Below are 24,976 nucleotides of genomic sequence, written 5' to 3'. Positions count from 1 at the left end.
CCAATCCGATCAGCCGTAGACTTTCGTCCCGCCCAGATGGGTGGAGACCACTTGCGCCTTGTCGATGGTTTCGGGATCGATAGCGGTAAGGTCCCGGTCCCACACGACAAAGTCGGCAAGGCGGCCGGGAGCAAGGGTTCCGGTATCCGCTTCCGACCGCCCGGCAAAGGCGGCGCCGCGCGTGTAGCAGAGCATCGCGTCGTGGATCTCGACACGCTGTTCGGGATACCAGCCCTTAGGATTGGCCCCGTCGAGCGTTTCGCGCAGGACCGCTGCCTTGAGGCCGGTGAGCGGATCAATGGGGGCCACTGGCCAGTCCGATCCAAAGCTGACATGGGCGCCGCTTTTGATCAGCGATTCAAAGGCATATGTGGTCTTGAGGCGTTCCGGACCGATGCGGCGGACGGCCCAGCGGCCATCGTCGACCGCGTGGAACGGCTGGACCGATGCGATCACGCCCTGCTCGGCAAAGCGGCCGATGCTGGCGGGATTGAGGTGCTGGGCATGCTCGATGCGGCCGCGCCGGTCGCGCGGGCCGTTGATCCGCGCGACTTCCTCCCACATGTCGAGCACCACGTCGTTGGCCCGGTCGCCGATGGAATGGGTGGCGATCTGGAAACCCGCCGCATCGGCCTCCCGCATCAGCCCGCGCATTTCCTCGGGGTCGGTCACGGTGATGCCGCGCGTCTTGGGATCGTCGAGATAAGGCTCGTAGAACAAGGCCGTACGCGAACCGAGCGAGCCGTCGAACACGACCTTGCAGCCGCCCCAGCGCACGAATTCGTCGCCGCGCCCTTCGGCTTTCACGATTTCCGCCAGCTTCTTCCAGTCCTTGAGCGGGATCATCGCGTAGAAGCGGAAAGGAAGCTCACCCGAAGCGCGCATGCGGCGCGCGGATTCGAAAGTGTTCCAGTCGATCCCGGTCTCGTGGACTTGCGTCACGCCTTTCGATAGCGCCAGAGCGATGCCGCGCCGGTTGGTGGCATCGCGTTGCGCCGCGGTCGGTTCGGGAATGCGCGCGAGCACCATGTCCTTGGCCGCGTCCTTGAATACGCCGGTGAGCCGCCCCTTGGTATCGCGCACAATCACGCCGCCGGGAACCTCGGGCGTATCGTCGCCAAGGCCGAGCATTTTCAGGCCAAGCGAGTTCACCACCACCATGTGCAGGTCGTAGCGGACCACCGCGACCGGGGTCTGCGGCGTCACCGCGTCGATCCAGTCGCGATTGGGCAGTTCGCCGCCCCAGGAATCGTTATCCCAGTTGCCGCCTTGCAGCCATTGCCCGGCGGGCATCGCGCGTGCCGCTTCCGCCACCGCGCGGACGAAAGCCTCGCGGCTATTGGCCTGCCGCAGCGAGGGCTGGCCGATGGTCGCCGATCCCATCGTGAAGTGGACGTGGCAGTCGGTGAAGCCCGGTGTGACGAAAGCGCCGCCAAGATCGATCACCCGCGTCGCCTTGCCGGCCAGACTGCGCGTGGCCTCCTTGCCCAGCGCCACGACGCGTGAGCCGACCAGCCCAATCGCATCGGTGAAGACATCGCGGCCCTCGCCTGTCCAGATCCGGCCATTGGTGTAGATGGTGTCGACCGGTGTGGCGCCCGCCCATGCCGCCTGGCTGTAGAGGAACGTGCCCGCCGCCACGCCGCCCGCGCGATTGAGGAAAGTGCGGCGGTCGAAACGTGTCATGATGCGGTCCCGTCAGGCTATCTGTCTGAAAGGAACTTGCGGTGGCGGATTGGAACCCGAAACGGCCAAGTTGCAAATTTATGAGGGGTCCAACCCGACTCCGCTTATCGCGCCGCTTCGGCAAGCGCGGCGATGGCGCGCGCCGCCTCGCCATCGTTGAGGCTCGCGAAGCCCAGCCGCAGTCCCTTGTCCGCCGTGTCACGCGTCATGAAGGAGTGGTGGCTGGCGAAGCGCAGGCCCTGCGCGCGGGCGCGTTCCTCGATGGCCTCAAGGTCGCCGCGGAATTTCACCCAGAAGGCGAGCCCGCCGTCCGGTACCGCGAAGTCGATGCGATCTCCCAGATGCGCGTCGAGCAGCGCCGCGAAGGACTGGCGGCGCTCGGCATAGACGCGCCAGGCCTTGCGCGAGTGACGGCGCAATTCGCCGTTGGCGATCAGTTCGGCGGCGGCTTCCTCGGTCACCGTGTTGCCCATGCCGTCGGTCAGCGAGACGCGGTGCGCAAGGGCGTCGATGACGTGCTCCGGCGCGGCGAGATAGCCGATGCGCAGCGCCGGCAGCAGCAGCTTCGACATCGAGCCAAGGTAGAGCACCTGCCCCGGCGCATAGGCCGCCATCGGCAGCAGCGGCTGCGACTGGAAGTGGAATTCGTGGTCGTAATCGTCCTCGATCACCGCCACGCCGAACTGGCGCGCGATCTCCAGAAGCTGGAGCCGCCGCTCGGGCCGCATGGCGATGGTGGTGGGGAATTGGTGGTGCGGTGTCACGAAGATCGCGCGCACGGCATGGCGGCGGCACATCGCTTCGACTTCGGCTACGTCGATGCCTTCCTCGTCAAGGCCGACCGGGACCACCCGGCCGCCCAGCGCGCGGATTGCCGCCACGGCGGGCTCATACGTGAGTTCCTCGACGATCACCGCGTCGCCCGGCTCGATCAGCACCTGAAGCGCCAGGAACAGCCCGTTCTGGCTGCCGCGCGTGATGCAGATATTGGCCGCCGTCACCGCCAGGCCGCGCTGGCTGCGCAGCATGTCCGCCACTTGCTCACGCAGGCTCTGGGCGCCGCGCGGATCGCGGTATTGCAGGCGATTGGCGCGCGAGGCGCGGCTGATCGCGGAACGATAGGCGCGGGCGAGCTGGTCGGCGGGGAACAGGCGGCCGTCGGGCGCGCCTTCGTCGAGCTTGATACCCCGTCCCGCGGGCAGCGCCAGCGACCGCGCGGGCGGCTCGGCGAAACGGTAGTGGATCTGCCCGGCGCGCGGCTCGGGCTCCGGCGAACCGGCCTGCCGCGATGGCTCCTGCGCCGAGGCGCCGACTGGCAGCGAGGGCGAAACCCCAACGGGCAGCGCCCGCGATATCATCGTCCCGCGCGTGCCCTCGGTCGAAAGCCAGCCCTGCGCGATCAGGTCCTCGTAAGCGAGCACCACGGTCTTGCGATTGACGCCCAGTGCGTTAGCCAGTTCACGGCTGCTCGGCAGGTAGGTGCCCGATGCCAGCCGGCCGGTTTCGATATCGCGGATCAGGGCGCGGATGATCTGCATGTAGATCGGCGTCCCGCGCTCGGGGTCGATTCGTTCGCTCAGGGTGACCTGCCAGGGACGCAGCATGCTTCGACTCCGTTCGGGGTTCTTGTTCTCGGGCGATCCAACAGGCTTGCTAGCAGCGGCGCTCTGCTTGGACCATCGAAATATTCGGTATTGGACATTGCCCGGGGGCCAGTTCCTCAAGATCAGCAAGGCAGCCGTCCTGCGCCACGAACCGCCCGGAACCAGACCATGACCGCCTCCTTCTCCCCCTCCTCCTTGCCAGAGGCCCGCTCGCAATGATGGACCCGCGCTTCCGCCAGTTCGGCGCCGACGATGTGCAGCGGCTGATCGCCGAATATCCGCTCGCGTGGGTGCTCTCTCCCGGCGCCCCGGCCGCCTCCGCCAGCCTCCTGCCGATGCTGGGTACTTATGACGCGGACGGCATGCTGACCGGCCTTGTCGGCCACATGTCGCGCGGCAACCCGCTCTGCGCACTGTTCACGGCCGATCCGGGGGCGCAGTTCCTGTTCACCGGCCCGCAGGGCTATGTCTCGCCCGAGCATGCCGGGCGGCGGCGCTGGGGCCCGACATGGAACTACGCCGCGCTGCAGATCGAGGCCGAAGTGCGCGTGGATGCGGACCTGACGGCCGAAGCGCTGGACCGCCTTGTCGAGGCTTGCGAACGCGGTCGCGCCCAGCCATGGACTGTCGCGGAATTGCAGGAGCGATATACCGGAATGCTGGGGGCAATCATTGGCTTCGAGGCCCGCGTCACGGCGCTGGACGGCACGTTCAAGCTGGCGCAGGACGAAGACGGCGAAGTGCTGGATCGCCTGCTTGAGGTCCATCCCGATGCGCCCCTGCGCGCATGGATGGAGCGCATGAACAAGACCCGCCTCACGTGATCCGGAGGTTCGTTCCCGCGCTGCTGCTCGCCAGCGCGCTCGCCCTTCCCGCCATGGCCCAATCGGGCTTACCGATGCAGCCCGCCCGCGTGCTGACACTCCATCCCGAGCGGACGACCTGGACTTCCGTGTCGGTCTCGCCCGATGGCCGGACGCTGGTCTTCGACGTGCTGGGCGACCTATTCACCATGCCCGCAAGCGGCGGCAAGGCGCGGCAGATCAGCGAGGGCCTTGCCTTCGATTCCCAGCCGGTGTTCTCGCCGGACGGCCAGTGGATCGCCTTTGTCAGCGACCGCAGCGGCGCCGAAAACGTCTGGATCGCCCGGCCCGACGGCAAGCAGGCACGGCAGATCACGCGGTTCGACGACGATACCGCCCTCGCCTCCCCGATCTGGAGCGCAGACGGCCGCTCGGTCATGGCCAGCCGCTTCCGGCCAGACCTCAACAACTACGAATTCTGGCAATTCCCGCTCTCTGGCGAGGCGCGCCTGCTGGTTCCGGTGAAGCCCAAGGACGGCGCCCCGCGCGCCGAATGGCGCTCGACGCTGGGCGCCACCGCCACGCCGGATGGCAAGGCGGTCTATTACGCGCGCCGCACCGAAGGCCTCGAATTCGACATGCCCACGCGCTGGACGATCCTGCGCCGCGACCTCGCCACGGGAACCGAGACCGAGGTGATTGCCGGAACCGGCGCGCGCGGCACCAAGGAAGAGACCTTCTTCGCCCCGCTGCTCTCGCCCGATGGCCGTTTGCTCGCCTATGTCACCCGGCGCGAGGGGCTGAGCCGCCTGCGTGTGCGCGACCTCGTCACCGGCGAAGACAAGGCGCTGGGCGATACCGAACTGGACGCCATGCAGGCCTCCTCGTGGATGGGCATGGTGCCGTCGATGGCGTTCACGCCGGACAGCAAGGCGGTGATCCTCAGCCACGGCGGCCGCTTCGAACGGCGCGAGATCGCGACGGGCCGGAGCACGGCCATCGACCGCGCGATCACCGCACGCGTGGCGGTCGGCGCCTCCACCCGCTTCGCCATGCGCGAGGAAACCGGCCCGGTCGAACCCAAGCTCGCGATGGGCCCCGCGCCCTCTCCCGACGGCAAGCATGTGGCTTTCGCCGCGCTTGACGGGATCTGGGTGCAGGACCTGGGCACCGACAAGGCCCACCGTCTTTCGCTCGGTGAAGGCATTGAAGCCCCCGCGCAGCCAAGCTGGTCGCCGGACGGCAAGACGCTGGTCTTCGTGACATGGAGCGAGCGGGCCGGTTCGGCGATCTGGACCGCACCCGCCGATGGCAGCGCGCCGGCAATGCGCGTGGCCGCAATGCCCGCCTATTACCGCTTCCCCGCCTTCACGCCGGACGGGGCGGCGATCCTCGTCCTGCGCTCGGCGCTGGAAGAGCGCCGGCAGACGAACTTCGAATTCGGCCCGCTGCGCCGGGGCCAGCTGGTGGCAATGGCGCGCGACGGCAGCAATGTGCGCGTGCTCACCGAGGGCACGCTGGGCGGCAAGCCGCACTTCGCGGCCAGCGCGCCGGGCAGCGTATTCCTGCTCAACGACGCGGGCCTCGCGCGGGTCGACATCGCCTCCGGCAAGCTCTCGCCCGTCGCCCATGTCACCGGCCCGGGCTGGTACTTCGCCGAGGGCAATGCCGATGCCGACGACTTGCGGATCAGTCCGGACGGCCGCACCGTTGCCGCCGCCATTGCCGACCGCGTCTACATTATGCCCACGCCTGCCGATCCCGCAAAGGAGATCGACGTGCTGGCGCCCGCCACGCCCGCGAAAGTCCTGCCCGGCATGGGCGCGGACTGGTTCGAATGGAGCGCAGCGGGCTCGCTCGACACCGTGAACGGCACGCTGTTCTCCCGCCGCAACGTGGCGGACGGGCAGGAACTGGCGGCCATGCGCCTTGAAGCGACCGCCCCGCGCGCGGCGCCGCAAGGCTCACTGCTGCTGCGCGGCGCGCGGGTCCTGACCATGGCCGATGGCGACCGGGTGATCGAGAACGCCGATGTGCTCGTCACCGGAGACCGCATTGCCGCCGTGGGGCCTCGCGGCACGCTTACGGTGCCCGAAGGCGCGCAAGTGCGCGACGTGACCGGCAAGACCATCCTGCCCGGCTTCATCGACGATCACGACCACGTGGGCGAGATCCGCCGCAACAATCCGTCCAACGAGCTGTGGGGCATGCGCGCGCGGTTGGCCTATGGCGTGACCACCAGCTTCGATCCCTCGACGCTGTCGCCCGATCATCTGGCCTATCAGGGCCTTGTCGATGCCGGATATGTGCTGGGGCCGCGCATGCGCTCCACCGGCACGGCGGTGTTCTCCAAGCAGCGCATCACCTCACTCGACGACGCGCGGCGCGTGCTTTCGCGCTATTCCGAAGGCTATCGCACCAGCAATCTCAAGGAATACCGCACCGGCAGCCGCGCGGTGCGGCAGTGGGTTTCCATGGCCGCGCGCGAGCAGCACCTGCTGCCCACGACCGAGGGTGCGCTCTCGCTCAAGCTGGACCTGACGCAGATCCTCGACGGCTATGCGGGCAACGAGCATGCCCTGCCCGCCCCCGTGCTGGGCGACGACGTGATCGCGCTGATGAAGGCGATGCGCACCAGCTACGTCACAACGCTGAGCATCACCAATTCCGGCTCGCCCGCGACCGACTGGTTCGTCGCCCATGACGACCCGGTGGTGGACGACAAGCTGCGCCGCTTCTGGCCCGCTCCGGCGATCCGCCAGAAGATCGCCCTCGGCCGCGATTTCCACCCGCTTGAGGAGACGCGCTTCCCGCAGATCGCGCACGATGCGGGGACTTTCGCGCAGGCAGGCGGCCTGCTCGGCATGGGATCGCATGGCGAAGTACCGGGCATCGGCTATCACTGGGAAATGGAGGCACATCAGGTGGGCGGCATGACGCCGCTGGCCGTGCTCCACGCCGCGACGGCGGGCGCAGCGGAGACGATCGGCCGCCTTGCCGACGTTGGCACGATCGAACCCGGGAAGCTCGCCGACATGGTGATCCTCGACACCGATCCGCGCGGAGACGTGCGGGCCGCGCGCGAAATCGCCTCGGTGATGCGCGGCGGCTTCCTCTATGAGGCGGCCACGCTGCGGGAACTCTGGCCGGTCGCGGGCGATGCGCCGAAGGCCTGGTTCGAGGGGATGAGCGACGAACAATGGCTGCCTCCCGTGGCTTCCCGGCGCCCCGACGAACCGGAGCATTGACCGAGACGATGCCGTCCCGATCCGGTACGGCATCGGTTTCGAATTGATTGTATTAAAAGGCCGATCCCTCCGTCCCGGCACAAATACACGTTGCCTGCCCCGATCATTGCACGCTAGAATTGGTATTATCCCAGGGGGGATTTCAAATAGACGTGCCCGATTCATTCGCCGTGGAAATCCATGGCGAACCATTTCGGCATCGGGGGGAAATCGACGTGGCGGGCAGGTGCGGTCTTGCGGCAATCCTCTGGGGATTGGGCGCATTGACATGGTGTGCAGGAATAGTGGGCGCGCAGGCGGCACCTGTGCCTTCCCGTTCCTCCCCCGCGCGTCCTTCTTCGGCGGAAAGCTTTTCGATCGGCGGCGCCGGTCCGGCCTGCGAGGTGCAGGGCGTGGAAATGGGCGCGGCCCGCGCTTCGGTGTTCGATCGGAAATGGGCGATCCTCTGCGCCGACGTCACCCGCCCGGTAGGCAGCGCATGGCAATTGCGGGGCGGGACGGACGCCGCCGCCCGGCTTGAGGGCACGCGCGACGAAGCATTGGCCTGCCTCGATCCCGCCGCCGCCTTTTCCGCCGAAGGCGCTACCTGCACCGGAAGCCGCACCGGTCTTTCCTGGCGCGTCTACCGGCGGCGCACCGCAGACGGCATTGTCGCGGTGGAAGGACTGGCGGCCTATGATCCGGCACTGCGCCTCGCCCTTGCCTCGCTGGTCGATGACCGCGTCGCCAGCGGTTCGGTCGCCATCGCCAACCTCGGCGGCGCCGACGCGCTGAGCCTTGCCAAGGCCCGCGCGGCCAATGGCGACGCCGCGCAATTGCTGGGTCAGGGCTATCGCGGCAACAGCGCCGGGTCCTATGCCGAAGCGGCCGAGTTCTTCGCCGCCGCCCCGGCCTTGCTAGCCCAGATGCAAGGCGGCGACAGTGCGCAGCAGCCCGCCCGGCGGCACGAAGCGCTGATCAATTACGCGCTCCAGCTTTCCAATCTCGGCGACTTCACGCAGGCCCGCATCCGCTTTGCCGAGGCCGAGGCGATGAAGCTGGCCGATCCGGTACAGGCCCGCCTTGCCCGCAATTACAGCGCGATAGATGCCATCAACCGCGGCGCTCTGGACGAGGCTCTGGCGGCGCTCGACCGTTCGGTGCCGCAGTTCGTGCCCACCGTTTCGGCCGAGGGCGCGCTTACCATCGACCGGCGGACGGCCGATGGGCTCAATGCCGGTTCGGCGGCGCAGCTCACCGGGCTGCTGGGCCAGCCGGGCACGCTCTCGCCGCAGGACCGCGCCGCGCTGATCGATGCGCAGGCGCTCCAGCTTCGCGGCACCGTCCTGCGCCTTCAAGGCCACCCGGACGATGCCCGCACCGCGCTGGAAGCCGCTCAGCGCCAGACGCTGCAAGTGCAGGACGGCCGCATCGTCTCGGCCACCCGCATGCGCGCGCAGATCCTCTCCGAAATCGCGCTGGTGGATGAGGCGCAGGGCCGCTTCGGCGCCGCCGAAAGCAGCCTGCGCGCGGCACTTGATCTGGTCGACAGCCGCTATCCGGATAGCGCCTCGGTCAATGTCGTGCGCGCGCGGCTTGCGGGCTTCCTCGCCCGGCGCGGGGAGCGTGAACCGGCGCTCGCGCTCTACCGCGCGGTCGTGGCCGACACCGTGGCCAGCCACGGCGCGCTGGTGGGCATGGAAAACCTCATGCGCCCCTACTTCGACCTGCTTTCGGGCGGGGAAGCGGGCACCCATGACCGCGATGCCGTGGCTGCCTTGTTCGAGGCATCGCAACTGCTCGAATCCTCAGGCGCGGCGGATACGCTGAGCCAGCTTTCGCGCCAGCTTGCCGGCGGATCGGACGATGCCGCCACGCTCTATCGCCGCTCGCTCGGGCTGAGCCGCGAACTGGAACGCATCCGGATCGAGATCGCCCGCCTCGGCCAGCCGGATCCGAGCGGCCAGCAAACCGCCACCGCCGCGCTCGACGCACTGCGCACGCGGCAGGCCCAGCTCGAACAGGCGCAGCTTGAAGCGATGCAGGCGCTCGCCGCCTATCCCCGCTACCGCGCGGTCGCCCAGCGCACGGTGCCGCTGGCCGAGATGCGCGGCGGGCTCGAACCCGGCGAGGGCTATCTCAAGCTCGCCCAGCTCGCGGGCGGCATCTACGCGATCTATTTCGACGCGGGCACCGATCAGGTCCTCGCGTGGAAGACCGCCATGGACGCGGCGCAGACCGAGCAGGCGGTGAACACCCTGCGCGATTCGATCTCGCTGACGATCAACGGCGTGCAGTCCACCTATCCGTTCGACGTGGACACGGCCGTCACGCTGGACAAGGCTCTGCTCGGCCCCGCTCGCGAGCGGATCGCCGGCCTCTCGCACCTGATCTTCGAGCCCGACGGCGCGCTGAAGCGCCTGCCGATCAACCTGCTGACCGACGACGGCAAGGGCGTTGCCGCCTATCACGCGCGGGTCAAGGCCGGCGGCGACGAGTACGATTTCACCGGCATCGGCTGGCTCGGCCGCAACCTTGCGGTCTCCACCGCGCTGTCGGCAGCCAGCTTCCGCGACGCGCGGGCAGCACCGGCCTCGAAGGCCCAGCGCGCCTATCTCGGCCTTGGCAACAATGTCCCGCTGGGGCCAGTAGCGGAGCACGCGATGCTGCGTTCGGGCGGCGAAACCGCCATCGACAGCGACTGTTCCTGGCCGGTTTCGACGTGGAACCAGCCGATCTCGCCGCTCGAACTCCAGCAGGCGGCCGGGCTCTTCGGAAATCGCGGCACCGCGCTGATGACCGGCTCGGCTTTCACCGACACCGCGATCGAGGCGCGCGGAGACCTGGCGACGTTCCGCGTGGTCCATTTCGCAACCCACGGCCTCGTCACCGCGCCGCACACCGGCTGCCCGGTACGCCCCGCCCTGCTGACCTCGTTCGGCGGCGCCGGTTCGGACGGGTTGCTCTCGTTCGGCGAGATCTTCGACCTGCACCTCGATGCCGACCTCGTCGTGCTCTCGGCCTGCGACACCGCCTCCGGGGCCAGCCTTGACGCCACGCGCGAAGCGGGCCTGTCGAGCGGCGGCGGGCAGGCGCTGGACGGTCTGGTACGCGCCTTCATTGCTGCCGGGGGCCGTCAGGTGATCGCCAGCCACTGGCCCGCGCCGGACGATTACAGCGCCACCGAGCGGCTGTTCAACGGCTTCTACCAGTCCGGACAGGCCACATCGATCGGCGCCGCCTTCACGGCCTCACAGCGCCGCCTGATGGACGATCCGGCAACCTCGCACCCTTATTACTGGGCGGGTTTCGCGATCATCGGCGATGCCGCCCGCCCGGTGCCGGGGCGCTGAGACACAGGCCTTGACCGAACTTTCGACCTCCTCCAACCGCACCGGCTGGCGCGGCCTGCTCCGCAAAGGCTGGCGCAACGTGCGCGCGGCAAGCGGACGGCAGCTTGCGGCGACCGCGCTGATGCTGGTGGCCGCGCTGCTGATCACGCGCTTCAGCTGGGACTTGCCGGTGGTCGGCAATGCCGAGGACGCGCTCTACGACTTGCGCAGCTTCGTCACCGCGCCCGTGGTCGATCAGGACCCGCGCATCCAGATCGTCGCCTATACCGACCAGACGCTGATCGCCGCCAAGAAGCGCTCTCCGCTGGACCGGGGCCTGCTCGCCCGCGCGCTGCAAAAACTTGACGGCATGGGCGCGAAAGCCATCGGCATCGACGTCCTGTTCGACCAGCCGCAGGACGAGGACGAGGCGCTGGTCGGCCAGCTTCGTGCCATGCGCACGCCGACTTTCGTCGCCTATGCCGACACGGCGACCAACAAGGACGATATCAATTACGAGCAGCAGCAGTACCTCAAGGGCCTGCTCGCCCGGCTTCATGGCACGCAGGCGCACCCCGCCTCTATCCGCCTGTCCAACTATCAGGGCGCCACGCGCGTCTGGCCCAGCATCGAGCCCGGCCTGCCCCCGCTGATCGGCCGTGCCATGGTCGAAGCCGGGCCTGACGCGGAGCGGACGCGCGCGTTCGAAGGCTATGCCGGATCGATCCGCTATCGCCGCGCCGCCACCGATGCGCCGGTCTTCTCGATGCTGCCGATCGACCTCTTCGCGGCGCTGGACGATCCAGACATGGCCGCCGCCCTCGCCGCGCAGATCAAGGACCGCTACGTCCTGATCGGCGGCGAGATCATCGACACCGATCAGGTGACCACCTCGCTCACCGCCTATACCGGATCGACCGTGCCGGGGATCGAGGTCCACGCCGCCACCATCGCCCAGATGCTGGACGGCGCGCGGATGACGCAAGTCGCGCCCTGGCAGCGTTGGGCCGTGGCCCTGCTGGTGATCCTTGCCGCCATGCTGACCGCACTCGTCGACGCGCGGGTCTGGCGCATGGCGCCGTTGCTTGCCGCGCAGCTTGTCGTGATCGGCGGCCTGCCGTTCCTGCTCCAGTGGCGCGGGGTCGAGACATACGGCACCCCGGCTTTCGGCTGGGTGGCGGGCTGGATCCTTGCCTTTACCGCCGTGTCCAGCGCCGTGCGCGCATCGGGCGCGGTCGAGCGGCGTTTCGCGCAGGACGCGCTCGGCAAGTACCTCCCGCGCGACATCGCGCAGGAAATCATCGACAATCCCGAACGGCTCACGCTCTCGGGCAGCAAGCGCGAACTCTACATCCTGTTCAGCGATCTGGAGGGCTTCACCACGCTCTCGCACCAGCTTGAACCGGAAGTGGTGGCGCGGCTGCTCAACGACTATCTCGACCGGCTGACGCGCGTGGTGCTCGACCATGGCGGGCTGGTGGACAAATACGTCGGCGATGCCGTGGTTGCCTTCTGGGGCGCCCCGATCCCCCGGCCGGACGACGGCGAGAAAGCCGCCCGCTGCGGGCTCGCCATGTGGCAGGCGGGCGAGGATTTCCGGCGCTCCGTCGATCCCGCGCTGCCCCCCATCGGCCGCACCCGCGTCGGCGCCCACTATGGCGAGGCCGTGGTCGGCAACTTCGGCGGCGAGCGGCGCATCCAGTACACCGCGCTGGGCGATGCGATGAACACCGCGTCCCGGCTGGAATCGGCCAACAAGTCGCTCGGCACCTCGGTAGTGGTAAGCCGCGAGTTCGCCGAACGATCCGGGCTGGACTGGTGGCGCCCGCTTGGCCGCGTGGTGCTGCGCGGCCGCGCCCGCCCGGTCGATATCCTCGAACCCATGCCGGACATGCCCGCTGATGAGCGCGAAGCGCTCGAAGCGGCCGTGGCGCTGATCGACAGCGATCCCGCCGCCGCTGCCGGGGGGCTGGCCCTGCTCACGGCGGCCCGGCCCGATGACAAGCCGATTGCCTGCCTGCTCGAACGAACCCGTAAACTCCAAGGGGAGAAAGCCTATGTTCTGGCTTGACCGCCGCCCGCTGGCGCTGGGCGCCGCACTGATCGTTGCCGCACTTCCGGCTGTTGCCATGGCGGGTATCGTCGTTGCCTCCAGCGGCCCATCGGCCAAGGACTATCCGCCCGGCCGCAAGCTGCCGGACACGGCTTCCGTCACGCTCAAGTCCTCGGACAGCGTCACCATTCTCGACGCCAAGGGCACGCGCGTACTCAAGGGCGCAGGCACCTACACGGTCGGCGCGCCTGCCGGTGCCAGCCGCAGCAGCACGTTCGTCGCCCTCACCCAGCAGCGTGACGCCAGCCGCGTGCGCACCGGAGCCGTGCGCGGCGCCGGGCCCAACGGCCAGCCGCTGCGTCCGAATCTGTGGTACGTCGACGTGACGGTGCCCGGTCCGGTCTGCGTGATTGCCGGAGTTCCGATCCGCGCCTGGCGACCGGAGATGGAGGGCGCGGTCAGCTACAGCACGGCTGCCGTCGTGAACCACAAGCCGGCCGGAAAGCGCACCGCACTGGCCTTTGCCGACAAGTCCACAGTCGCCGCCTGGGACGAGACTGCCGCCCCGGCCGAGGACGGCGCATCCTACGAAGTGTCGGACGGATCGGCTCCGCCCGTGGACCTGACCTTCTCGGTCATTGCCCAGGCCCCGCGCGATCCCGAACAGCTGGCCTCCCAATTGATGGGGCGCGGCTGCAACGGACAGCTCGCGGTACTGACCCATGCTCTGGCGCTTCCCAGCGACGGGCCGCACGAAAGCGCGATCGGCGAGCCAACCGGAGGGCCGAGCGATGGCGCCACGGACGGCGCTACCGACGGGGCCACGCTACCGCAATGAATTGACGATCGGCCGGACAGAGGAAGTCCGGCGAGGGGGAATGTGAAATGAAACCGAATGCCTCGCATCGGGAATGGCTGCGAGTTTCCGGCGTCGGCGGGGCGCTCTCCGCGCTGCTGGCGCCGGGGATGGCGCTCGCCCAGGTGGCGGCTCCGCTTCCGCTGCCCACTCCGCAGACGCGCGAGGAACTGAAGGCCGGGCAGGAAACCCCGCCGGCCACGCCCGCTCGCCCCCGCCTGACCATCGACGACGATATCGAGCGCGGCCCCTGCCCCCTTGCCGCGCCCGGTTTTGCCGCAACCCGCGTGCGGTTCTCCCGGGTCGAATTCGGCGGATTGAAGGCCGTCGATCCGGCGATCCTCGACGATACCTGGCGGGACATGGCGGGCAAGGACCTGCCGGTTTCCGCGCTCTGCGAAGTGCGCGACCGCGCGGCGACGGCGCTGCGCGCGCTGGGCTACCTTGCCGCCGTGCAGATCCCGCCGCAGCGGATCGAGAAGGACGGCACCGTCCATTTCGACGTGATGGTCGCCCACCTTGTCGAAGTGCAGGTGCGTGGCAGGCCGGGCCCGGCCGAGAAGCAGATCGCCGCCTATCTGAACCGGCTGACGCATGAGCCCTGGTTCAACACCCATCAGGCCGAGCGCCAGTTGCTGCTGCTGGGCGACATGCCGGGCTACGAAGTGCGCCTGACCTTGCGCCCCGCCAAGGGCAAGCCGGGCGACGTGGTGGGAGACCTGCTGGTTCACCGCCGTCCGTTCGAACTGGGCATCGGCATCCAGAACCTCGGCTCCAGCAGCACCGGGCCCACCGGCGTCTTCGTGCAGGCTGCGCTCAACGGGCTGACCGGGCTGGCCGACCGCACCAGCTTCAGCCTGTTCAACACGCTCGATTTCGATGAGCAGACCGTGCTTCAGGCGGGCCACGAATTCGCCATCGGCACCAGCGGGTTGCGGCTGGGCGGCAATATCCTGTGGGGTGTTTCGAAGCCCTCGGGCCCGCTGCGCTTCAAGACCGAGACGGTGGTGGGCGACATTGGCCTCACGTATCCGCTGGTCCGCCGCCGCGCGCTGTCCGTGCGGGCAGGAGCCGGGCTGGAAGTGGTCGATCAGGACCTCGATTATGCAGGCGCGCCGTTCACGCGCGACCGTCTGCGCGTGCTCTACGGCCGCCTCGCCTTCGACACCATCGACCGCAACAGCCTGCTCGGGCGCGGGCGCTTTTCGCTGGGCGAGCCGCGCTGGCGGCTGGGCGGGCTGGCCGAACTGCGGCAGGGGCTCAGCGGGCTTGGCGCCAGCGATGACTGCACGCCGATCACCCAGTGCCTCGCGCCGCATGTGCCGATCAGCAACCAGCTTGCCGATCCCAGCGCCTTCGTGATGCGCGCGCAGGTCAATGCCGAGTTCCGGCCGGTGCCGGGCATTACCCTCGCCCTCTCCCCCCGCGCGCAATATTCGCCGGACACGCTGCTGTCCTACGAGCAGTTCAGCCTGGGCAATTACACCATCGGGCGCGGCCTCGATCCGGGCACGGTCGCGGGAGACAGCGGTATCGGCGCCGCGTTCGAGGTGCGCTACGGGCGGCTTTCGGGGCGGCGCAGCGGCGGGCTCGTGGTCCAGCCCTATGCCTTCGTCGATGCCGGCTGGGCATGGCGCCACCGGCCCGGCGCGCTCGAAAATCCGGACGAGGCGTGGACCGCTGGCGGCGGCCTGCGCGGCCGCTGGAACGACCGTTTCGACGGCAATCTCTCGTTCGCCGTTCCGCTTAACCGCACCGGCCTTCAGGCCGAGCGCGGCGACGTGCGCATACTCTTCACCATCAGGGCACGGCTGCTGCCGTGGGATGCGTCATGATCCAGAACCGCATTTCAGGCCGTACGCTAGCGCTTGCCGGTGCCAGCGTTCCCGCGCTGGTACTCGCCGCACTGCTCCCGCGCGCCGCGATGGCACAGTCGTTCCAGGGCACCGGAACCGTCACCACGGGTAACGCCACGATCAACACCGGCATCGGCACGACGCAAGTGCAGGTCAGCTCGAACCAGACGGTGATCGACTGGGTGGCGCCCGATTCCGGCGGCGGGCCGGTCAACTTCCAGCCCGGCGGCACCACCGCCAGCTTCACCACCGGCAGCGGTTTTTCGGGCACGGACTACACCGTGCTCAACCGCATCGTCACGCAGGACACGCTGGGCGCGCCGACCAATTCGGCCGTCCAGTTCAACGGCACCGTGCAGAGCGACCTGCTGGGCGGCACCGGCGGCAACGTGTGGTTCTATTCGCCCAACGGCATCATCGTCGGGGCCACTGCGCAGTTCTCGGTCGGCGGGCTGGTGCTCACCACCGATCCCATCGACACGACGGGCGGGCTTTACGGCCCAAACGGGGAGATCCGCTTCACCGCGCCCTCGAACGGGGCCTCGCTGGTCAGCATCGCCGGCGGCGCGCAGATCACTGCCAGCCTCAACCCGCAGGCGCCGAACAACGGATCCTACATCGCCATCGTCTCCCCTCGCATCGAGCAGGGCGGCACCGTGCGCGCGGACGGGCCCATCGCCTATGTCGCCGCCAATGCCGCCGACATCACGATGAACGCGGGCATGTTCGATATCGCCGTCTCTTCCGGCACCGACGATCCCAATGGCATCGTCCATACCGGTTCGACCGGTGGCAGCAGCTCGGCCGGGGCCGCCGATCCGCGCGTGATCCGCATGGTCGCAGTCAGCAAGAACGATGGCCTGACCATGCTGCTTTCGGGCAACATCGGCTACGACGCGGCGGCCTCCGCCACCGATGACGGCAATGCCGTGATCTTGACCGCCGGTCACGGGATCGACGGCGTCGATGCCGCTGCCGTCACGGCCGATCCCTCCAACATCACCATCGGCGATGCCCACTTCACTTCGGCGATGACGGCGAGTGTCACCGGCAGCATCCACGTGGCCCCCACGATCCAGACGGTGTTCGACAATTCCGTACAGTTGAACGCCATCGATACGATCCAGCTCGACGCGCTGGGCGGTGCCTCGATCATCGACAACAACCCGACGACTTCCAGCGCATTCTCGGCCTATGCCGGCTATGCCGAGCGCGGCGGCACCATTGCGATCAACGTCGGCACCGGCAGCACATTCTCGATTGGCGGCGCTCTTGAGCTCTCGGCCCGGGGCGACTTCGACAATGCCCTTTCGGCCAGCGGCGATGCCGTCGGCGGCACCATATCGGTGACGAACAGCGGCGGTAGCCTCCATGCCCTTTATGGCGATTTCAACGTCACTGCCGTTGGCGGGCTGAATGCGATCGACGGCGGCAGCGCAACGGCCGGCACGATCACCATCGCCAGCGACGGCCCGATGGACATGCAATCCCTGGCCCTCACCGCCAGTGCCTTTGGCGCGGATAGCGATTATCCCGGCAGCGCGGGCGGCCTTGCCAGAGGCGGCACGATCCAGCTTTCACTGACCGGCAATGGCAGCCTGACCAGCGGCTACCTGCAAGTTTACGCCTCAGGCGAAGGCGGCAGGGGGGCTGTCGCGGGCGGAGACGCATACGGCGGTTCCGTCACCATTTCGACAGGCGCAAACACCGCCTGGAATGCGAGCAACTTTTACAACGGCGATGTCCGCATCGATGCCACCGCCAGAGGCGGTAATGGCGGAGACGGCATCGGCGGGAATGGGTACGGCGGGCGGGCCGAGCTTGTCAGCAGCGGCGGCGCGCTCGATTTCGGCTATGTCTCGCTGGGCGCAGACGGCCATGGCGGCGATTCCACCGCCCAGTCCGGCAATGGTTTTGGCGGCACTGCGGGGATCTCGCTAACCGGCGGCACTTACGATTGGGACGGCATCACTCTTAACGCAAACGCCTATGCGGGCGGGGTCGATGGCGGCTCCGGCATCGGCGGCAACGCCACCGGCAGCCTGACCGGTGGCGCCAATCTGGCGCTGAACGGCGCGACCGTCACGCTGACCGGCGAACTCTATGTAACAGCTGATGCCAGCGGCGCGACGAACGGGCAGCCCGGCGCCTTCGCTTCGGCGGGCCACGCCGGCGTCGCGCTGAGCGGCGGCTCCTCGCTCACGATGGAAGGCTCCGCCACGGTCAGCGCCCTGGCGACGATGAACCTGGAAGGCCTCGGTTCCGTTCCCTTGAGCAGCCCGTCGCTGACCGGCGGCGAGGCAGTGCTCTCGATCGACGGCTCCAACTTCGATTCCAGTGACGTGTCCGTCCTTGCCAATGTCTCAGGCGTCGGCGCCTTGCAGGATGCCGGAACGATGACCGGCGGAACCGCGCGGCTGAGCGTGGAGAACGGCGGCACCCTGCAAGTGCGCGCCAATTCCAGCTACGGCTACGCAGGCGTGCTCTCGGTCGATGCCAGCGCTTCGGGTAATTTCCAGGGCTATATCGACGGGGTTTACGGCACGGTCGACACGGGCGCAGGCGCCAGCGCCATCGGCGGCACCGCGCAAATCAGCCTCGCGGGCGGCACGATCGCGGTGGACAGCACCGGCACTGTCAATGCCAGTGGCAACGGCGGGCCCGCCGGGAACGCCACCAGCGGCAGCGGCACCGGCGGCACCGCGTCGCTCACGATCACCGGCGGCACGATGTCGCTGAACGGTGCGCTCACCGTAATGGCGGAGGGGACCAGCGGCGATAACGGCGGCGGCTTCGGCACCGGCAATGCGACGGGCGGCCTTGCCTCCATCGACGTCGCGGGCGGCGCGCTCAATGTCTATGCCAACATGCTGACGGTTTCGGCCAATGCGCTGGCTGGCGACACCGCCCCCGATACCACCGCCACGGCGGGCAACGCCATCGGCGGCACGGCACGGTTGCAGGCCTCCGGCGGCGCGGTCTTTGCCGAGGGTCAGGCGCTCGTCAGCGCCAACGGCAGCGGCGGTCTCTCGAACGATGCGACCGGCGGCTCCGGCACGGGCGGTTCCGCGATGATCGCCAACAGCGGTGGCGGCACGATGGGGCTGGTCGGCCCGGTGACCGTGCTGGCTATCGGCACGGGCGGAAACGGCAATGGCGCCGCGGGTCTGGGCGGAGACGCCCGTGGCGGCAGCGCCGTGATCGACCAGTCGGGAGCGGGCGGCACGCTCGTCATCAGCGGAGACCTCACGGTTGGCGCCGGCGCGACCGCCGGTTACAGCGGCTCCGACAGCGCCGCGCTCGGCACGGCCACCGGCGGTACCGCCGCGCTGCTTTCGCGAGCAGGCGACGCGCGGATTGGCGGCAACGTCTCGCTCGATGCTTCGGTACTCCCGGGCGGCAGCGCGCTGCTTCCCCCGCCGCCGACAGTGGCGGGACTTGTCCAACTCGGCAGCGCGAATGCGGCTTCGGGGGGCTACCTGACGATCGGCGGAAACCTGACTGCCCGCGCGGAAGGAGACGCCGCCCGCGCCGACGGCCTCGGGCTCAGCGGCGCAGCGGCGGAGCGACCGATCACGGTCTACGGCCAGACCGCCCTTACCGCGACCGGCAATATCGACTTTGCCATGACAGGCGTCGTCGGAAATCTCCAAAGCACCGGGTCGCTCGTCGTATCCTCGACGCAGGGTGCGGTCACGGGAACCGGCGCGCTTCAGAGCATCGGTAACGTCTCGATCACCGCGCCGGACGGCATCGCCCTTTCCCAGATCACAGCGGGCGGAGATGTCCTGCTGCAATCGACGACGGGCGCGATTTCGATCGACGACATGCTTTTGAGCGGGGTGGTCACCGTTTCCGGCCGCTCGGTCGGCATCAGCTCTGCCGGCATGCTGACATTTGCAGACGCGGATGCGACGGGCGGCGCGCTCTCGTTGGCGGCAGGCGGTGGGCTCGTCGTTAACACGGTCGATGCCACGGGCGCCGTCACTCTCTCCGGCGACTTGCAGGTCATTTCAAACGGCGCAGTGAATGGGAGTTCGGTGACATACTCGACCGGGGGCGACATCACGGCCTCCGCTCCGGTCACCGCGACCGGAGACCTGACGATGACTGCGACCGGCGGCATCTCCGCCGGCGCATTGAGCGGCGGCGGGAATGTTTCGCTCATTGCGGGCGATGGCGGCGTGGTGCTCGGCGATGTCGTGCAGGCCGGTGGTCTGCTCACTGTCTCCAGCGGAGCAGGCATAACCACGCTTGCCGCCGTGAACGGCAATTCGATCACCTTCTCGGCCGGGGGCGATATCGCGACTTCAGCCCCTGTCACGGCGCTCAGCGATATCACCGTGCAAGCCGTGGGGAACCTGTCCGCAGGCATGCTGAATGGTGGCGGGAACATCTCGCTTACGGCCACCAACGGCGACGTGACGCTTGGCGATACGGTTCAGGCCGGCGGCCTGCTCGCCGTCTCCAGCGGAGCAGGCATAACCACGCTTGCCGCCGCGAGCGGCAATTCGGTCACCTTCTCGGCCGGGGGCGATGTCGCGACTTCCGCGCCTGTCACGGCGTTCGGCGATATCACCATGCAAGCCGTGGGGAACTTGTCCGCAAGCATGCTGAATGGTGGCGGGAACGTCTCGCTTACGGCCACCAACGGCGACGTGACGCTTGGCGATACCGTGCAGGCCGGCGGTCTGCTCGCCGTCTCCAGCGGGGCGGACATAACCACGCTTGCCGCCGTGAGCGGCAATTCCATCACCTACACGGCCGGCGGCGATATCGCGACTTCCGCGCCTGTCACGGCGTTCGGCGATATCACTATGCAAGCCGTGGGGAACCTGTCCGCAGGCATGCTGAATGGCGGCGGGAACGTCTCGCTTACGGCCACCAACGGCGACGTGACGCTTGGAGATCGGGTGCAGGCCGGTCGGTCACTCGCCATTTCCGGTGGGGCGAATGTCACCATGTCGGCAGCATTGTCCGCTGGCGCGGACATGAGGATTACCGCCGGGCATGATCTCACCGCGGATGGCGACCTTACCGCTGGTAGGGGAATTGATCTTGCTGCAGGCAATCTCGCGACGCTTGGCGGGGCGGTTACGGGGGCAACGATCTCGGTCGCCTCTGCAGACATCGCCATCGGGCGGGGCGCGCAAGTCGGCCGACGCGGCACGACGCAGACGGTCCGTTTCACCAACTCGTCCGGCGACACCACGACGTGGCTCGGAGGGACCGCCCAGACCGGCGGTTACAGTCTCGACGCTGCGGAATTCGCGCAGGTCTTTGCCGACCAGTCGATAGCCGTCGCGGCCGCGCAGTCGAACCAGCCGGGCGACATGATGGTGGACGCCCTTTCCCTGAGCTTCGGTGCATCGGCGCAGATCGGCACCGGTGGATCGCTGCTGCTGTCCTCGCCCGGCCGGATCGCGGTGACCGGGCTGCTTGCCCTGCAAACGTCCTCGGCCAGCGACAGTCTCGGGATCGACGCCGGCAGTCTCGAAGTGGTGACCGACACCGGCGGCATTGCGCTGGCGGACAGTGCGAGCGCACGACAAGGCCGCCTCAACGTCAATGCCGATCGCTTCGTGGTCGCCAGCAGCGCCGCCATTACCGCGCTCGATCAGGCCACCGGGATCGCCGCGATCAATGCGGCGATGGACACGCCGCCTGCCACCAGCGGGACCGGCGGCGTCAGTGCCGGAGCGATCACCGCCACGGTGCGGGACGGGATCTATGTGCAGAACACGGGCGCCTCGACCGCCTATGCCGATCGGCGCGGGTTCAATGTGGGAGCCCTCGCCATCGCCACCGGATCGCGGGCCACGCGGATCGTCATCAACGGCGTTACCTACGATGCCAATGGCCAGATCGTGACCGGGCTCGACACCGTGGGCACTATCGCCGTCAACGGATCCTATGCCGCCGGTTCGACGGTCAACGGCTGCGCGATCGGCGGCAATTGCGGCCCGATCGTGCAGCCCGAAATCGTGGCCCCTGTCCTAACCAAGGGCGACCTTCAGGGCGCTCTCGATCCCGATGACACGCCCACCACGCCGCTCGCGCAGATCACCGTGTCGCCCATCACGGTCGACGTGCCCGAATTCCAGCCGGGCGAGAACCTGCCGTTGGTCGACGATCCCGTCACCGGCATCGGCAACGAAGACCTCTGGGAGGCCGGTTGCCCTTCCGGCGCGCAAGGTTGCGCGGGAGACAGCAGCAAGTGATTGCGAAGAAACGAAAGTCCCTGATGCCCCGGTTACTGGTCATTGCGCTTACCTGTCTTACGGCGGCAACGATGGCACAGGCGGCAAGCTACCTTGGCGTTGCCAGTTGCGCGGGATCGACCTGCCACGGGCGCGGCGAAGGCGACGGCAAAGTCGTGCGGCAGGATGAACTGCGGCTGTGGCAAGACCCGTCCAGCCCCGCCGGTGCCCACTCGCGCGCCACGGCGGTGCTTTCCGGCGCGCGCGGCCAGCGGATCGCGACGGCGCTCGGCCTTGGCAGCGCGGCATCGGCCCCGGCCTGCCTCGGCTGCCATGCCACCAACGCGCCCGCCGCCATGCGCGGCGAGCGATATCAGGCCTCAGACGGGGTGGGCTGCGAATCCTGCCACGGCGCGGCTTCCGGCTGGATTTCCAGCCACTATGCCATGCCCGCCAGCCATGCCGGCAATCTAGCCGCCGGGATGACCGCGCTGGACAGGCCGCAAGTGCGCGCCCGCGTCTGCCTCGATTGCCATTACGGCAGCGACAAGCCGGGCCAGTTCGTCACCCATGCGATGATGGCCGCCGGGCACCCGCGCGTTTCTTTCGAACTCGACTTGTTCTCCGCGCTGCAGGCGCATTACGACCTCGACGGCGACTATGCGAAGCGCAAGGGCCGGCTGGACAGCGTGCAGCTTTGGGCCGTCGGCCAGGCGGAGGCGATCCGCCGCCAGACGCGGCTTTTCGCCGATCCCGCGCTGGCGAGCGAGGGCCTGTTCCCGCAATTCACCTTCTTCGACTGCCATTCGTGCCACCGCCCGATCAGCGACGATCCTGCCGCCACCCGCAAGTTCGAGGTCAATCCCGGCCGGCCGATCCCCTTCGGCAATCCCCCCTTCAATGACGAGAACATGATCATGCTGTCGGCCGTTGCCGCCACGCTCGCCCCGGCGGAAGCCGCGCGTTTCGATGCCGCCGCGCGCGGGTTCCATGCCGCCATGGCCAAGGGCCGCCCGCAAAGCGTGGTCGCCGCGCAAGCGCTGGGCACCGCCGCCACAACGCTTTCCGACACGCTGGCCGCGCGCAGCTATCCGGGCGACACCGCCTTTTCGGTGATCGCCGCGATTTCGGGCAAGACCACGGCCGCACGCTTCACCGACTATACTGGGTCGGCGCAGGCGGTGATGGCGGTGGACACCCTGCTGAACGCGCTGGTGCGCGACGGCCGCGTTACCGTGGGCGCCGCCGCCGGTATCCGGGCGGAGATCAACCGCGCCTATGCCGCCACCGCCGCGCCCGAGCGGTTCGATCCCCCCGCCTTCCGCGCCGCGCTGGGGCAGGCCACCCGCGCGATCGGGGCGTTGCACTGATGCGCCTGCGATCGATCCTGACCATGGCCGCCTTCGCCCTGCTCACCGCTTGCGGGGGGAGTGACGGGTCTTCCGGCGGAACTTCCGGAAGCAATTCGGGCGGCAGCAACTCCGGCGGCAGTTCTTCGAGCGGAAACTCGGGCACCGTGCTGGGCGAATATACCGCGCCCGCGCAGCTTGCGCTGACATCGGCCCAAGTGGGCAAAGTCGTCGCGCAGGCCGCCGCGCAGGCCAGCCAATCGGGCCATCCCGGCACGATCGCGGTGGTGGACCGGGTGGGCAACGTGCTGGCCGTGTTCCGCATGAACGGCGCCCCGGCCACGGCGAAAATCCCCGATGCGCCGAACGGCCAGAACATCGACATTCAGGGCCTTTCGGTCCCATCCGAAGCCGCCGCCATCGCCAAGGCCGTGACCGGGGCGTACTTGTCCAGCGGTGGCAATGCCTTCTCCACGCGCACCGCCAGCATGATCGTACAGCAGCACTTCCCGCCCGCGCCAAGCACTGTGGGGTTGGAGAGCGGGCCGCTGTTCGGCGTGCAGTTCAGCCAGCTTCCCTGCTCCGATTTCGCGCAGCGTTTTCAGGCGTCCGGCAATGCCGCGATGATCGGACCCAAGCGTTCTCCGCTGGGGCTTTCGGCCGATCCGGGAGGCTTTCCGCTCTATATCGACGGCGTGCTGGTCGGCGGCGTGGGCGTCAGTGCGGACGGGGCCTATTCGCTCGATACCAATGTGCTGGACACCGATACCGACACCGACGAGCAGATCGCGCTGGCGGGCACAGTGGGCTTCGAAGCTCCTGCCAGCATTCAGGCCGACCGCATCTATGTGGACGGCACACAGCTGCGCTATTCGGACGCGGTCTACACCGGCCTGTTCGACGTTTCCGCCGCTACATACGCGCAGACCGCGCCCGCGCTGGGCAGCCTCGTCACCGTGCGCGGCTACTTCGAGACCGCCACTTTGCGCGCAGGCACCGCCTATGGCTCCGAAAGCTCCGGCATTCGCGCCTCCACCAGCGCCGAGTTTTCCGACCGTGACGCCTTTGTGCTGACCGACGGCAGCGGCGCCAATCGCTTCCCGATCCGCGCCGCCACCGATGGCGGAGACGTGGCCCAACCGCTCACTGCCGACGAAGTGCGCACGGTGCTGGAACAGGCCTTCGCGATCATGACCCGCGCCCGCGCGCAGATCCGTCAACCGCTGGACAGCCGCGCGCAAGTGACGATCTCCATGGTCGATACGCACGGCGCGGTGCTGGGCATTGTCCGCGCGCCGGATGCGCCGATCTTCGGGGCGGACGTTTCGCTTCAGAAGGCGCGCACCGCCGCGTTCTTCTCTGGCAGCCACGCGGGTAGCGATCTCCTGGCCGATCCCAGCGCCGATGTGCAGGGCTTCGTCGGCAAAGTGCGCACGTTCCTGAACGATGCCAATGCGCTGACCGGCACATACGCCTTTGCCGATCGCTCAGGCGGCAACCTGTCGCGCCCCTATTTCCCCGATGGCGAAGTGGGCAATCCCAACGGCCCGCTCTCGCGCCCGATCGCGCAGTGGAACCCGTTCTCCACCGGGCTGCAATCGGCATTGGTGCTGACCAACCTTGGCCAGCACCTGAACTATGTGACCGGGGCCAGCGCAGCCGATACGCAGGCGCGCTGCACCTTCCTGCCCGATGCGGCCAGCGGCCAAAACCGGTTGCAGAACGGCATCCAGATATTTCCCGGATCGGTGCCGATCTATCGCGGCAATGTGCTGGTGGGCGCCATCGGCGTGTCGGGCGACGGCATCGATCAGGACGACATGATCTCGTTCCTCGGCACCAACAATGCCGGGATCAAGCTGGGCACGCTGGGCAATGCCCCGGCGGCGATCCGGGCGGACCAGATCGTGGTGAACGTGAACGGCAGCGGCGTGCGGCTGCGCTATATCAATTGCCCCTTCGCGCCGTTCCTCGACACCAGCGACCAGAACGTCTGCCAAGGCTTATGAC

At 68.4% G+C, this 24,976-nt stretch carries 11 protein-coding genes; 9 read left to right on the top strand and 2 right to left on the bottom strand.

The window, feature by feature from the left end; all coding sequences use genetic code 11:
* Nucleotides 1-9: 9 nt before the first annotated feature.
* Together AC1VVK_RS14695 and pdxR are read right to left on the bottom strand one after the other, a co-directional pair.
* Entirely contained in the window at nt 10-1,686 is a 1,677-nt protein-coding gene (locus tag AC1VVK_RS14695) for an amidohydrolase (RefSeq protein ID WP_482903545.1), read from the bottom strand.
* A gap of 104 nt (nt 1,687-1,790) precedes the next feature.
* Nucleotides 1,791-3,290, bottom strand: coding sequence for a MocR-like pyridoxine biosynthesis transcription factor PdxR (gene pdxR, locus AC1VVK_RS14690; protein WP_482903544.1), 1,500 nt, complete (start codon nt 3,288-3,290; stop codon nt 1,791-1,793).
* A gap of 215 nt (nt 3,291-3,505) precedes the next feature.
* Between pdxR and AC1VVK_RS14685 the strand changes: the two genes are divergently transcribed.
* From AC1VVK_RS14685 to AC1VVK_RS14645, 9 genes are all read left to right on the top strand, one after another.
* Complete coding sequence (locus AC1VVK_RS14685) at nt 3,506-4,114, top strand: FMN-binding negative transcriptional regulator (protein ID WP_482903543.1); 609 nt, start codon at nt 3,506-3,508, stop codon at nt 4,112-4,114.
* Nucleotides 4,111-7,341, top strand: a complete 3,231-nt coding sequence (locus AC1VVK_RS14680) for an amidohydrolase family protein (RefSeq protein ID WP_482903542.1) — start codon at nt 4,111-4,113, stop codon at nt 7,339-7,341. The genes AC1VVK_RS14685 and AC1VVK_RS14680 overlap by 4 nt, the downstream gene beginning before the upstream one ends.
* Before the next feature lie 305 nt (nt 7,342-7,646).
* Nucleotides 7,647-10,673: a CHAT domain-containing protein gene (locus tag AC1VVK_RS14675; RefSeq protein ID WP_482903541.1), complete on the top strand. Its 3,027-nt coding sequence runs from the start codon at nt 7,647-7,649 to the stop codon at nt 10,671-10,673.
* A 10-nt stretch (nt 10,674-10,683) separates the two neighbouring features.
* Nucleotides 10,684-12,723, top strand: coding sequence for a CHASE2 domain-containing protein (locus AC1VVK_RS14670; RefSeq protein ID WP_482903540.1), 2,040 nt, complete (start codon nt 10,684-10,686; stop codon nt 12,721-12,723).
* On the top strand, nt 12,710-13,543 hold the full coding sequence (locus AC1VVK_RS14665; RefSeq protein WP_482903539.1) for a hypothetical protein: 834 nt from the start codon (nt 12,710-12,712) through the stop codon (nt 13,541-13,543). The genes AC1VVK_RS14670 and AC1VVK_RS14665 overlap by 14 nt, the downstream gene beginning before the upstream one ends.
* A gap of 47 nt (nt 13,544-13,590) precedes the next feature.
* On the top strand, nt 13,591-15,396 hold the full coding sequence (locus AC1VVK_RS14660; protein ID WP_482903538.1) for a ShlB/FhaC/HecB family hemolysin secretion/activation protein: 1,806 nt from the start codon (nt 13,591-13,593) through the stop codon (nt 15,394-15,396).
* Nucleotides 15,393-21,638, top strand: coding sequence for a hypothetical protein (locus AC1VVK_RS14655; RefSeq protein WP_482903537.1), 6,246 nt, complete (start codon nt 15,393-15,395; stop codon nt 21,636-21,638). The genes AC1VVK_RS14660 and AC1VVK_RS14655 overlap by 4 nt, the downstream gene beginning before the upstream one ends.
* A gap of 23 nt (nt 21,639-21,661) precedes the next feature.
* Nucleotides 21,662-22,987 (top strand): multiheme c-type cytochrome, encoded by a 1,326-nt coding sequence (locus tag AC1VVK_RS14650; protein ID WP_482903536.1) that lies wholly within the window; start codon nt 21,662-21,664, stop codon nt 22,985-22,987.
* Nucleotides 22,987-24,975, top strand: coding sequence for a heme-binding protein (locus AC1VVK_RS14645; RefSeq protein WP_482903535.1), 1,989 nt, complete (start codon nt 22,987-22,989; stop codon nt 24,973-24,975). The genes AC1VVK_RS14650 and AC1VVK_RS14645 overlap by 1 nt, the downstream gene beginning before the upstream one ends.
* The last annotated feature ends 1 nt before the right edge of the window (nt 24,976 follow it).

This window comes from Novosphingobium sp. BL-S-32, assembly GCF_056857055.1.
This window is presented reverse-complemented; position numbering and strand designations above follow the sequence as displayed.

Excerpts from the sequence above, each read along its gene's own strand:
- AC1VVK_RS14695 (WP_482903545.1), bottom strand. The coding sequence starts at position 1,686 with ATGACACGTTTCGACCGCCGCACTTTCCTCAATCGCGCGGGCGGCGTG.
- AC1VVK_RS14665 (WP_482903539.1), top strand. The coding sequence starts at position 12,710 with ATGTTCTGGCTTGACCGCCGCCCGCTGGCGCTGGGCGCCGCACTGATC.
- pdxR (WP_482903544.1), bottom strand. The coding sequence starts at position 3,290 with ATGCTGCGTCCCTGGCAGGTCACCCTGAGCGAACGAATCGACCCCGAG.
- AC1VVK_RS14660 (WP_482903538.1), top strand. The coding sequence starts at position 13,591 with ATGAAACCGAATGCCTCGCATCGGGAATGGCTGCGAGTTTCCGGCGTC.
- AC1VVK_RS14645 (WP_482903535.1), top strand. The coding sequence starts at position 22,987 with ATGCGCCTGCGATCGATCCTGACCATGGCCGCCTTCGCCCTGCTCACC.
- AC1VVK_RS14650 (WP_482903536.1), top strand. The coding sequence starts at position 21,662 with ATGCCCCGGTTACTGGTCATTGCGCTTACCTGTCTTACGGCGGCAACG.
- AC1VVK_RS14655 (WP_482903537.1), top strand. The coding sequence starts at position 15,393 with ATGATCCAGAACCGCATTTCAGGCCGTACGCTAGCGCTTGCCGGTGCC.
- AC1VVK_RS14685 (WP_482903543.1), top strand. The coding sequence starts at position 3,506 with ATGATGGACCCGCGCTTCCGCCAGTTCGGCGCCGACGATGTGCAGCGG.